Annotated in this window: 10 protein-coding genes; 1 reads left to right on the top strand and 9 read right to left on the bottom strand. The window is 64.4% G+C overall.

The genetic code is table 11. The annotated features are described in order from the left end of the window. Positions 1 to 24 precede the first annotated feature (24 nt). Positions 25 to 999, top strand: coding sequence for a hypothetical protein (locus AC1DSJ_RS13335; RefSeq protein WP_441370648.1), 975 nt, complete (start codon positions 25 to 27; stop codon positions 997 to 999). A gap of 105 nt (positions 1,000 to 1,104) precedes the next feature. Here the strand turns inward: AC1DSJ_RS13335 and AC1DSJ_RS13340 are convergent, their stop codons facing one another. The 9 genes from AC1DSJ_RS13340 to AC1DSJ_RS13380 form a co-directional block, all read right to left on the bottom strand. Continuing rightward, positions 1,105 to 2,895, bottom strand: coding sequence for an aminopeptidase P family protein (locus AC1DSJ_RS13340; RefSeq protein ID WP_441370647.1), 1,791 nt, complete (start codon positions 2,893 to 2,895; stop codon positions 1,105 to 1,107). A 14-nt stretch (positions 2,896 to 2,909) separates the two neighbouring features. Further along, a complete protein-coding gene (locus AC1DSJ_RS13345; RefSeq protein ID WP_175169624.1) occupies positions 2,910 to 3,755 on the bottom strand; it encodes a M55 family metallopeptidase in 846 nt (281 codons plus the stop codon). Between the two features lie 20 nt (positions 3,756 to 3,775). Further along, positions 3,776 to 4,870 carry a DmpA family aminopeptidase gene (locus tag AC1DSJ_RS13350; RefSeq protein ID WP_175169623.1) on the bottom strand — a complete coding sequence of 365 codons (1,095 nt, stop codon included), beginning with the start codon at positions 4,868 to 4,870 and terminating at the stop codon, positions 3,776 to 3,778. A 190-nt stretch (positions 4,871 to 5,060) separates the two neighbouring features. Next, on the bottom strand, positions 5,061 to 5,960 hold the full coding sequence (gene gsiD, locus AC1DSJ_RS13355) for a glutathione ABC transporter permease GsiD (RefSeq protein WP_054423934.1): 900 nt from the start codon (positions 5,958 to 5,960) through the stop codon (positions 5,061 to 5,063). A 7-nt stretch (positions 5,961 to 5,967) separates the two neighbouring features. Beyond that, positions 5,968 to 6,888, bottom strand: a complete 921-nt coding sequence (gene gsiC / locus AC1DSJ_RS13360; protein ID WP_054423936.1) for a glutathione ABC transporter permease GsiC — start codon at positions 6,886 to 6,888, stop codon at positions 5,968 to 5,970. An 89-nt stretch (positions 6,889 to 6,977) separates the two neighbouring features. After that, on the bottom strand, positions 6,978 to 8,531 hold the full coding sequence (gene gsiB, locus AC1DSJ_RS13365; RefSeq protein ID WP_054423938.1) for a glutathione ABC transporter substrate-binding protein GsiB: 1,554 nt from the start codon (positions 8,529 to 8,531) through the stop codon (positions 6,978 to 6,980). Positions 8,532 to 8,597: 66 nt separating this feature from the next. Next, on the bottom strand, positions 8,598 to 10,484 hold the full coding sequence (locus AC1DSJ_RS13370; RefSeq protein WP_054423940.1) for a dipeptide ABC transporter ATP-binding protein: 1,887 nt from the start codon (positions 10,482 to 10,484) through the stop codon (positions 8,598 to 8,600). A 44-nt stretch (positions 10,485 to 10,528) separates the two neighbouring features. Then, complete coding sequence (locus AC1DSJ_RS13375; protein WP_054423942.1) at positions 10,529 to 11,509, bottom strand: isoaspartyl peptidase/L-asparaginase family protein; 981 nt, start codon at positions 11,507 to 11,509, stop codon at positions 10,529 to 10,531. Continuing rightward, on the bottom strand, positions 11,506 to 12,381 hold the full coding sequence (locus AC1DSJ_RS13380) for a MurR/RpiR family transcriptional regulator (protein ID WP_441370646.1): 876 nt from the start codon (positions 12,379 to 12,381) through the stop codon (positions 11,506 to 11,508). The genes AC1DSJ_RS13375 and AC1DSJ_RS13380 overlap by 4 nt, the downstream gene beginning before the upstream one ends. Positions 12,382 to 12,454 lie beyond the last annotated feature (73 nt).

Consider the following 12,454-nt stretch of genomic DNA (forward strand, 5'->3'; position numbering starts at 1 on the left):
CTCAACACGCTTCGGACAATGTTGATGATCAATCCCGCCCGCTCCCCCTCCTCGCTTGCCTGGCGTCTGGCATTGACGGCAGTCATCGTGCGCGTGGCCTACGCCGCGCTGGTGCAAAGCTACTCGGTGTTCGGGCTGCCCCAGTCCGAGCTCCTGCGCGACATGTACAGCCAGCCGCAATTCCTGTTGCCGCTGCTGACCACCATTGCCGCGTCGACCGTCTTTGTCGGCTTGACCGTGTGGGGCGCCATGCACCGCTGGCTGCGGCAGCACAACACGCAGGCCGTGGACGAACCCCGCAAGCTCTTCGGCACCTTCATCGCCTTGCTGTTGCTCTATTCGTTGATCGTGTCGGCCGCCTCGGCGTACCTGCACAATGTGATGATGCAGTACGTCATGGAGCGCGCTGGCGGGGTGGGCAACTTCATTGCCATGGGGCTGTTCATCCGAGCCTTGACCATCGTCCTGGAAATTCTTGGCGCGTATCTCGTCGTGCGCATCGCCACGTGGACCGTGCAGCCGGCCGGCCCCGCCGGGGGTCCGGCATACGAACAGCGCCACGCGGCCTGGAGCTCTGGGCTGACGGTACTGGGCTGGCAATTGAGTGTGTCGCTCGCCTTGGGCGGCTACCTGCAAATGCAGATGCTCAGCGCGGGCTGGCTGGAATACGCGCTGGGCTACCTGGCGCTGCCCGCCATCATCCTGGTGCTGTGCACGCAGGTCTGCCTGAAAATCCTGCCGCGCCCGATCGGCGCCGCGCGCCAAGCGCGTGCGGTGGTCCACGGCACGCTGGCCTTCTGGCTGGCGCAGGTGCTGGGTGTCGGCATGGGCTTTTTGGCCATTCGAGCCATGAGCTTGGGCCAATTGATGCGCGTGGCGGAATCCAATGTGACGGCCGCCGTGACGCTGCTGGTATATGCCGCGCTGCTGGTGTTGGGCTGCATGGTTGGAAAGCTGGCGCTTTACACCCCTTCCACCCGGCCCTCTGCGGACCACTGAACACCGCACACAAAAAGCCGCGCGCAAAACACAAAGGCCGCAGGCAAAACAAAAAGGCCGCGGGCAAAATGCCAGCGGCCTTTTTTCATGCATTCACGCGCGTGATCAGATCGCTGCCGTGCGGCGCGCAAGCCAGGCCAGGGCCTCGCCTTCAACCAACGGCGACAGGCGTTCGAACACCGTCTTGTGATAGTCGTTCAGCCACGCGATTTCATCGGCGCGCATCAGCGACGGTTCAATGCAGCGCGTGTCGATCGGGCACAGCGTCAGCGTTTCGAAGCACAGGAATTCGCCCAGTTCGGACGTCAGCCAGCTGCGGTTGGCCACCAGGTTTTCGATACGCACGCCCCAACGGCCCGGACGATAGATGCCCGGTTCGTTCGACGTGATCATGCCCGGCTCCATCGCCGTGTGCGGGCCCGGCATCGCGCGATACGAAATGACTTGCGGGCCTTCGTGCACGTTCAGGAAGTAGCCCACGCCATGGCCCGTGCCGTGGCCATATTCCGCACCGCCTTCCCAGATGGGCGCACGCGCAATGGCGTCCAGCATCGGCGACGGCGTGCCGCGCGGGAACGACGCGCGCGACAGCGCGATCATGCCCTTGAGCACCAGCGTGAAGTCCACCTTCTGGTCGGCGCTGGGCGTGCCCACGGCGACGACGCGGGTGATGTCGGTGGTGCCGCCCTGGTACTGGCCGCCCGAATCGATCAGCAGCAGGCCATCGCCTTCAATCGTCGAATGGGATTCCGGCGTGGCGCGGTAATGCGGCATGGCGCCGTTGGCGTTGAAACCGGCGATGGTGGCAAAGCTGGGGCAGACATAGGCCGGACGGCGGGCGCGGGCGGCGGTGATCTGCTCGTCGATCGTCAGTTCGGTAATGGTCTCGTTGCCCAGCGCGCCTTCGAACCACGAAAAGAATTCACAGAGGGCCGCGCCGTCTTGCGCCATGGCCTGGCGCACGTGGGCCAGTTCCGCGTCGGTCTTGCGCGACTTGAACAAGGTAGACGGGTTGATGGCTTCAATGCGCGGCACCGCCGGGTCCATGGCATGGAACACGCCGCAGGTCACACGCGCCGGATCAATCAGCAGCTTCTGATCCAGCTCCAGCGAAGCCAGGGCATCGGCAGCCTGTGCATAGGCAGCCACTTCAACGCCATCGGCGGCCAGCGTGGCGCGCAAGGCGTCATCGATCTTGCCGTCGGCGACGAACAGCGTGGCGTGATCCAGGCCGATCAGCGCATGGCCGACGAACACCGGGTTGTAGTCCACATCCGCGCCGCGCAGGTTCAGCAGCCAGGCGATGTCGTCCACCGTGCAGATGAAATGCACGTCGGCGCCCTGGGCGCGCATCGCGTCGCGCACTTGCGCCAGCTTGTCGGCACGCGTGACGCAGGCTTCGGGCGCAACGTGTTCGTAGATCTTCGCGTCAGGCAAGCCGGCGCGGTCGGTCCAGACTTCATCCAGCAAGTCTTCGCGGATTTCCAGCGTGGCGCCCGACTTGGCGGCCGCCGCCGACAAGGCGCGGAACGCGCCCAGGCCCAATACCTGGCCGTCGACGCCGATGACGTCGCCCGCGCGGGTGTTGGCAGCCAGCCAGTCGACATGGCCGGGGGTGGAGGCCAGCGCAATCTTCATCAGCTGCACGCCGGTGCCGGCCAGTTGCGCCTCGGCCTGCACCCAGTAGCGGCTATCCACCCACAAGCCGGCGAAATCAGCGGTGACGACCAGCGTGCCCACGGACCCCGTGAAGCCCGACAGCCAGCGCCGCCCTTGCCAGCGCGCCGGCAGATACTCGGACAGATGGGGGTCCGAAGACGGAACGATATAGGCGGACAGGCCGCGGCGGCTCATGGCCTGCCGCAATTGGGCAATACGGGCGTCGGTGCTAGACATGGGGGATGGAATCCTTAGCGCAACATGAAAGACATGGCGGCCAGGCTGTTCAGCGTGCGGACGGCCGACTGCATGCTATCCACGGTGAATCGCAAGGTGACGCCGTCCACGCGTTCCAGCGTGGGCCACATGCAGAACAGGTCGGCGAGCGCCGCACTCTGCGTCTGCAACCGGCATTCTATAGGGGCGGGAATGCGGAAAGGAATGGCTTTTCCGCCACTGGACTTGCCCGAGGCCGCTTTCAGGTTGCGGACGGCCGTTTCGGCGGCAGCGGCAATGGCGCGACGCGACGCAGCGGGCGACAAGGTCACGCCGCTGCCTTGGCCATGGGCCACTTTGGTCTGCACCCATTCGGCGCCCGGGAACGTGTCGCGGGTTTCCGAGATGAATACGTCGTCGCCCGTCGCCAAGATCACCGGCACGCCCATTTCACCCGCCAGCGCGCCGTACAGGCCCGCTTCGCCCAGCTCCATGCCGTTGATGAACACGCGCGCGAACGCGAAGCTGTTGATGGTGTGCGCCAGAATGCCGCGGCCTTGCGAGCGCGAGTGGTAGCCGATCATGAAGACGGCGTCGCAGCCCTCTTCCAGGCCGCCCATCATGCCCAGGTAGCGCGGCTTGCCCAGCACCAGGCGTGCGCGTTCATCCAGGCCGTCGGGCAGCAGGTTGCGAAAGCCGCCGTGCGAGTCGTTGACCAGGATGTCTTCGGCGCCGCCGGCAATGGCGCCTTGCACGGCCGCGTTGGCCTCGGCGGTCATCCAGGCGCGGGCGCGCTCGTATTCGCCGTTGCCGGCGCGGACTTGTTCGGGGTGGAAGACGCCGGCGACGCCTTCGATATCGGTGGAAATCAGGATCTTCATGGGATCAGCCTTCGAGAGATTCAAAATGCGGTGTCGGACAGCCACTGGCGCCATTGCGGCGCGGCGTCGCGGATGGCGGCGCGGTGATGGCCGTCTCGCCCCGTCACGCCATCGGCATGCCAGAGCGCGGAAATGATGGCCTGCTCGCAGGCCTCGGCGGCCGCTTCGAACAGGGGGTCGATACGGGTTTCGTGCAGCATCGCCAGCGCCGGCATGGGTTGCTCGGCCAATTGCGGCACGGTGTAGGCCGTGGAAAACGCCAGGGCGATGTCGCCGCTGCCGTGGCCGAACACGGAACCGGTGCGCGCCAGCCCTGCCCCGGCACGCAGCGACAGCCGGCGCAGTTGGCGCGCATCCAGCGGCGCGTCGGTAGCCAGCAGCAAGATGATGGAGCCCTTCTCGGGCACGATCACCGCGTTCTCACCTTGCTGCGCCAGGCTTTGGTCCAGCTTGCTGGCCAGCCGGCGTCCGAACGGGCGGCCCGCCACGGTCAGGTTGGGCAAGCGGCCGAAGTTGGCCAGCACCAGCGCGCCGACGGTGTATGCCAAGCCGGGCTGGATCGACGCCACGCGAGACGCCGAACCGATACCGCCCTTGAATGAAAAGCACGACATGCCGCGCCCCGCCCCCACCGCGCCCTGCGCGAAGGGTTTGGCCGCATCGGCATAAGCGTCGGCGTAGTGCGATTCCTGCACCGCCAGCGCCTGGATGTCATTCAGATAGCCGTCATTGCATTCAAAGACCAGCGGGTTCACCGTCGCCATGCCGCGGCCGATGCCGGGGTTGGCCGCAAGCGCCTGGCGGATTTGCGCGTTGGCCACGGTGCCCACGCCAAACGTGTTGGTCAGTGCGATGGGCGTTTCCAGCACGCCCAATTCCTGTACCTGAATCAGGCCGGTGCTTTTGCCGAAACCGTTCAACACGGTTGCGGCGGCGGGCACCTTGTCCATATACGGGTCGCCAGCGTGCGGGCGCACGACGGTGACGCCCGTCTGCTGCGCGCCGTCGGCCAGCGTGCTGTGCCCGACAGTGACATCGCCCACGTCGCAAATCGAATCCAGCGGACCCGACGGCAGCACACCGATGCGGGGAAGGTCCAGCGCTTGTTTGTCCATGGTTTTCGCCAAGGTCCTTAATGCAAAAGTCCTTAATGCAAAACGCCGCCGCCCTGCGTCCGGTTCACGCGCCCCCAGCGGGGCGCATGATCTGAACGAGGACGGCGGCGAGAAGAGACTGCCCCCAATGCCGCCGCCCCTTTCGGAATGGGTGCCCCCAAAAGGGGCGGCCCGGCGGCGGGGCACTCATTTACTTGCGATCGATCTTGGGATCGAGCGCGTCGCGCAAGCCGTCGCCCAACAGGTTGAATGCCAACACCGTCAGGAAGATCGCCAGCGCCGGGAAGATCGCCACGTGCGGGGCGATGACCATGTCGGCGCGCGCTTCGTTCAGCATCGCGCCCCACTCCGGCGTGGGAGGCGATGCGCCCATGCCCAGGAACGACAGGCTGGCGGCGGTGATGATCGACGTGCCGATACGCATCGTGCCGTACACCACGATCGGCGAGATCGTGCCGGGCAGGATGTGGCGCATGATGATGGTCCAGTCGGACGCGCCCACGCTCTTGACCGCTTCGACATACGTCATCTGCTTGATCGACAGCGTGTTGCCGCGAACCAGGCGGGCGAACGCCGGCACGCTGAAAACGGCCACGGCCACGATCACGTTGATCATGCTCGAGCCCAGGATGGCGACGACGCCAATGGCCAGCAGCATGCCCGGGAAGGCCAGCAGCACGTCCGAGACGCGCATCGTGATGCGTTCCCACCAGCCTTCGTAGTAACCGGCCATCAAGCCCATGAAGGTGCCGACGATGGCGCCCATGGCCACCGACAGGAAGCCCGCAGCCAGCGAGATCCGCGCGCCCATCACGATGCGGCTGAAGATGTCGCGGCCCAGCGAGTCCACGCCAAGCCAGTGCGTCAGCGACGGCCCGGCATTCAGCGCGTCGTAGTCAAAGAAGTTCTCGGCGTCGAACGGCACGATCCAGGGCGCGAAGACCGCGACCACGACCAGCAGCAGGACGAAGAGGCCAGCGCCCACGGCCAGCTTCTGCTTCTTGAATTTGCGCCAGAACTCGGTGGCGGGCGTGCGCACATCGTTCTTCGGAACGGCGGCGATGGTCGTGGCGGGTGTCGTATTGCTCATGGCCGCCTCACTTATAACGGATGCTGGGATTGATGACGCCATAGAGCACGTCGACAATCAGGTTGATCAGGATGAATTCCAGCGAGAACAGCAGCACCAGGCCCTGAATCACCGGATAGTCGCGCTGGGTCACGGCGTCCACCAGCAGGCGGCCAAGGCCGGGCCAGTTGAACACGGTCTCGACCACGATCGAGCCGCCCAGCAGGAAGCCAAACTGCAAGCCCATCATGGTCACGACGGGAATCAGCGCGTTGCGCAACGCGTGCTTGATGATGACGCGGCGTTCAGTCAGGCCCTTGGCGCGCGCTGTGCGCACGAAGTCTTCCTGAATGACTTCCACAAACGATGCCCGCGTGAATCGCGCCATCACGGCGGCCACCGCGGCGCCCAGGGTGATGGACGGCAGTATGTAGTGTTGCCAGGTCGAGGCGCCCACCGTGGGCAACCAGCCCAGGTTCACGGAGAACACCTGCATCAGCATCATGCCCAGCGCGAATGCGGGGAAAGAAATACCTGACACCGCCAGGGTCATGCCAAGCCGGTCGGGCCAGCGATTGCGCCAGACCGCCGACACGATCCCGATGATCATGCCGAACGACACGGACCACACCATACTGGCGAGCGTCAGCCACAAGGTGGGCATGAAGCGGTCGGAAATCTCGGTCGAGACGGGGCGCTTGGTACGCAAGGACGTACCCAGGTCGCCTTGCAGCATGTGGCTGAAGTAGCGCACGAACTGCTGCGGCAGGGGCAGATCCAGCCCAAGTTCCTTGCGCACGAGCTCAACGGTTTGCTGGTCGGCTTCCTGGCCCGCGGCCAGTCGCGCCGGGTCGCCCGGAAGCATGTGCACAAACAGGAACACGACCACGGCTACCAGCAGCAGCGTGGGGATCATGCCCAGAAGACGTTTGACGATGTAGGTCAGCATTGAAATTCCTGCAACATCGGCGGGGACACCGCGCCCCCGCCGTATGTGGCCTTACAAGGGCCCGAAGGCCCTGAGAGTGACTGCTAGGTTTACTGCTTCAGGTCGATGTCGCCGAACCAGAACGAGGTGTCCGGTTCCACATACACGCCCGACAGGTTCTTCGACTTCACGTACAGGTTGTTCTGGGTCACCAGGAAGGCCCACGGGGCGTCCTTCCAGATGGTTTCCTGAACGGTCTTGTAGATTTCAGTCTTCTTGGCGCGATCGGTCGTGGCCAGGGCTTCCTGGATGCCGTCGTCCACCGACTTGTTCGAGTAGTACGACACGTTGTTCAGCACCGGCGGGAAAGCGGCGGTGGTCAGCAACGGACGCAGGCCCCAGTCGGCTTCACCGGTCGAGGACGACCAGCCGGCGTAGTACATGCGGACCTTGGCGTCTTCAGGCTTTTGCACCTGTTGAACGCGCTGCACGCGTTGGCCCGATTCCAGCACTTCCACTTGGACCTTGATGCCGACTTGCGACAGCTGCTGTTGCAGGAACTGAACCACCTTCACCGAGGTGCCGTCGTTATAGGCGGACCACAGTTGGCTTTCGAAGCCGTTCGGGTAGCCGGCTTCAGCCAGCAGGGCCTTGGCCTTCTTGATGTCGTACGGCCACGGGCCGGTCTTGTGTGCGAAGTCCACGCCGGTCGGCACGACGCCGTCAACGACGGTGGCGTAGCCCGAGAAAGCGACCTTGGCCAGSGCTTCCTTGTTGATGGCGTAGTTGATGGCTTCACGCACCTTAGGGTTGTCGAACGGCTTTTGCTGCGTGTTCATCGACAGGTAGCGGGCCATGATCGAGTTCTTGTGATCGACCACGTCCAGCTTGTCGTTCTTGGACAGCACGGCGGCTTGTTCGAACGGCACCGGGAAAGCGAACTGCGCTTCGCCCGTTTGCACCACGGCGGCGCGCGTGTTGTTGTCGGTCACGGTACGGAAGGTCAGCGTGTCGACCTTCGGGTAGCCCTTCTTCCAGTAGCCGTCGAACTTCTTGACCTTCAGGTATTCAGCCGGCTTCCATTCGACGAATTCGAACGGGCCCGTACCCACCGGGTGGAAACCGATTTCCTTGCCGTACTTGGCCAGGGCTGCCGGCGAGATCATCATGGCGGCCGGGTGGGCCAGCGCGTTGATGAAGGCCGAGAACGGCTTCTTCAGCGTGATCTTGATGGTCATCGGGTCGACCACTTCGGTCTTGTCGATGACGCTGAACTGGATGTAGCGCGACAGGCGGTTTTCCGGGTTGGCCGGACGATCGAAGTTGATCTTGACCGCTTCAGCGTTGAAGTCGGTGCCGTCGTGGAACTTCACGCCGGGACGCAGCTTGAACGTGTAGACCAGGCCGTCTTCGCTGACGGTGTAGTCGGTGGCCAGCACCTTCTGAACCTTCAGGTCCTTGTCGAATTCGAACAGGCCTTCGTAGTAGGCCTTGCCCGCGGCTTGGTTCAGCGTGCTGTTGGTGTTGTACGGATCGAGCGTTTCCAGTGCGATGGAGACGGCAAACGTCACGTCCTTGGCAGCATGCGCCAGCGGCGAAGTGAGCACGCCGAAGGCCACCGCAGCGGCGGCCATCAGCTTGGTGGGGCGCAGAACTTTCATCATTGCAACTCCTGGTTCCAGAATGGAATTAGGGGGTTTGGTGGAAGAAAAACAAGTACGACAACGGACTCAATACGCGCCGCCGACCGGATGACGGGCGACGAAGTGATCGGTTCCAACCTGCACCAGCGGCTGCACCACCGGCTCGTCGCCGAGCTTGCGGATCGGGCTGGGGATTTCATCGGACAACAAGGTGCGCTTCAGATGGCGGCGTGCCGGATCGGCGATCGGCACGGCCGACATCAGCTTCTTGGTGTACGGGTGCTGCGGGTTCTCAAAGATGGCGCGGCGCGGGCCGATCTCAACGATCTGGCCCAGGTACATCACGGCCACGCGATGGCTGACGCGTTCAACCACGGCCATATCGTGCGAGATGAACAGGAACGAAATGCCCATGTCGCGTTGCAGGTCGATCAGCAGGTTCACGATCTGCGCCTGAATCGACACGTCCAGCGCCGACACGGATTCGTCCGCGATCACCACCTTCGGGTTCAGGGCAAGCGCGCGCGCGATGCAGATGCGCTGGCGCTGGCCGCCCGAGAATTCATGCGGGTAGCGCTGCGCCATTTCCGGCGGCAGGCCCACGCGCTCCAGCAATTCAGCCACGCGGCGTTCGGCATCGCGGCCCTTGGCCACGCCGTGCACCAGCAGCGGCTCCATGATGGAGAAGCCAACGGTGACGCGCGGGTCCAGCGATGCAAACGGGTCCTGGAACACGAATTGAATATCGCGGCGCAGGGATTGCAGTTCATTGTTCTTCAGGCGCACGATGTCGCGGCCGCCGAACTTGATCTCGCCGCCCTGGCTGTTCACCAGACGCAGCAGCGAACGGCCGGTCGTGGACTTGCCGCAACCCGATTCGCCCACCAGCGACAGCGTTTCGCCCGGGTACAGATCAAAGCTGACCTGCTCCACGGCGTGCACGCGGCGCTGCACGCGGCTCAGAATGCCGCCGCGCAGATCAAAACGGGTCACCAGATTACGCACGCTCAGGATCGGTTCGCGCTTGGCGGCCGGCACTTCCTGCGTGCTGGTGATGCCGGGTTCCGCCACGGGCTGAACCTGGCCTTCCACTTGCAGCAGCGGGAAGCGCGCGGGCAGATCGGTGCCTTCCATGGCGCCCAGCTTCGGCACGGCCGACAGCAGCGCCTTGGTGTAGGTGTGCTGCGGCGCCGAGAACACTTGTTCAGACGGGCCTTCTTCAACCTTGTCGCCGCGGTACATGACCAGCACGCGGTCGGCCACTTCAGCCACCACGCCCATGTCGTGGGTGATGAACACCACGCCCATGTGCATTTCTTCTTGCAGCTGACGGATCAGTTGCAGAATCTGCGCCTGGATGGTGACGTCGAGCGCGGTGGTGGGTTCGTCAGCGATCAGCAGCGCCGGCTTGCAGGCCAGCGCCATCGCGATCATCACGCGCTGGCGCATGCCGCCCGACAGTTGATGCGGGTAGCGGTCCAGCACCGACTTGGCTTCCGGGATGCGCACTTGTTCCAGCATGCGCAGCGCTTCGGCGCGCGCGGCGGCGGCATCCTTGCCCTGGTGCTGACGGATCGATTCGGCGATCTGGTCGCCGGCCGTGAACACCGGGTTCAAGGAGGTCATCGGCTCCTGGAAAATCATGGCCATGTCGGCGCCGCGCACATTGCGCATGACGCGTTGGCTGGAACCGACCAGGTCGATCACGGAGCCGTTGCGCCGGCGCAGAGCCATGCGGCCCTGGGCGATGCGGCCGCCGCCATGTTCCACCAGACGCATGAGAGCCAGGGACGTCACCGACTTGCCCGAACCCGATTCGCCCACGATGGCCAGGGTTTCACCCCGGTCCACATGGAACGACAGGTTGCGCACGGCTTCGACCGTACGCTCCGACCCTACGAAGCGCACCGTCAGGTCGTCGACCTGGACCACGCGGTTTTCCGGCAGCGCCAGGCTGTTTGCGCGATCAACCATCTCTTTTCATTCCCCAAATACTGAAAAAACGAACCTGCCGCCGCTTAACGATAAATCGCGGTGACGGGCTTCTCGCCTACGCGGGCGTAACCCCGATACATGCCTTCCGTGTTGAACGGCAAAGCCACATTGCCCTGGGCGTCAACGGCGATGAGACCGCCCTTGCCGCCGATGGTGGGCAGCTTTTCCATCACGACACGATTGGCCGCCGCTTCCAGCGACGCGCCGCAATATTCCATCTGCGCCGCGACGTCATAAGCCGCGACCATGCGGATGAACATTTCGCCCGTGCCCGTCGTGGACACGGCGCAGGTCTTGTTGCTGGCATAGGTGCCGGCGCCGATCATCGGCGCGTCGCCGACGCGGCCAACCTGCTTGTTGGTGATACCGCCGGTCGAGGTTGCGGCGGCCACGTTGCCCTGGGCGTCCACGGCTACGGCGCCCACTGTGCCGAACTTCTTGTCGGCGTCCAGCGGGTCGGCCGGCGCGGGTTGGCCGCGGGCGACCATGGCTTGACCGTCGTGGTCCAGCACAGCGGCATCCGGCGTCTCGCGCTGCACGCGCAGCAATTGTTCGCGGCGGGCTTCGGTCGAGAAATACGACGGGTCAACGATGTCCAGGCCCTCTTCCTTGGCGAAGGCTTCAGCGCCCTCGCCCACGAAGAACACGTGCTTGCTGTTTTCCATGACACGGCGCGCGGCGAAAATCGGGTTGCGCACGCAGTTCACGTTGGCAATCGCGCCCGAACGCAGCGTCGCGCCGTCCATGATGGAGGCGTCCAGCTCGTGGGTGCCGGCGCTGGTGAACACTGCGCCGTGGCCAGCGTTGAACAACGGGCAGTCTTCCAGCAGGCGGACGGCTTCAGTGACGGCGTCCAGCGCGCTGCCGCCATTGGCCAGCACGGCTTGGCCGGCGGTCAGGATGGACTCCAGGGCGGCCAGATATTCCTGTTCTTTCTCGGGCGACATGGCCGCGCGGGACATCGCGCCGGCGCCACCGTGAATGGCAATCACGGGTTGAATCATCGTTTACCTACTCCATGGATGAGCCACGGCATCACGGACTGGGTCACCCCAGCGGCGGCCGCGACGGAATTCTTGGCTCGATAAGCCACCGCGGCGGACAGGGCTTCGATCAAGCCCAGCGCGGCGGTTTCGGAATTGGGGATCAGCTGGCGCGCGGACAACGCGTACAACACGACAGATGCCGTGGGCGCCAGCGGAGACGTGGGTTTGTCGGTTAGCACCAGCACCGGCACGCCGGCCTGCTTGGCGGCTGCGGCCAGCGTGACGGTGTCGGCCAGGTAACGGGGAAAGCCTATCGCAATCACCAGATCTTTAGCGGTCATGCGCGACATCTGGCGTGCCGCATGCGACACGCCGCCGGGACCGGCCAGCGATTCAACCGAATGCAGGTGCATGCACAGACCGCGTTGCAGCAGGCCAGCCAGGAAACCGCTGGCGCCAAAGCCGATGATGAACACGCGGTCGGCGGCCAGAATGGCGTCCACCGCCTGCTCACAGGCCGCGGAATCCAGCGATTGCAGGTTGCGCTGCGCGTTGCGGATGTCTTCTTCCAGCGTGGCGGCGAAGATCTGCACAGCGCTGGCGGAATGCGCCAGTTCCGTGCGCAGCTTTTCAACAGGTTCCAGCGCGGCTTCGAATCCGCGCGCCAGTTCGGCGCGGAATTGCGGGTAGCCGGGCAAGTCCAGGGCGCGCGCAAAGCGGTTCGCCGTGGCCACCGATACGCCCACCGCCGCCGCGAATTCGTCGATGGTCATCGTGGCGGCGCGGAACTGATGCGCCAGCACGTACTCGGCCATCTTGTGCTGCGTCCGGCTCAGCGCGGGCTGAGCCCGGGCGATCCGATCAGCGATCGTAAGTGCGGCCTTGTTCATCGATTCCGGGGGGTGAGTCGTAGCGGATGTTTGTGTAAATCTGTTTACACACAAATTTTAAATAAGAAAATTC

It is taken from the genome of Achromobacter sp. 01N37, from assembly GCF_056399725.1.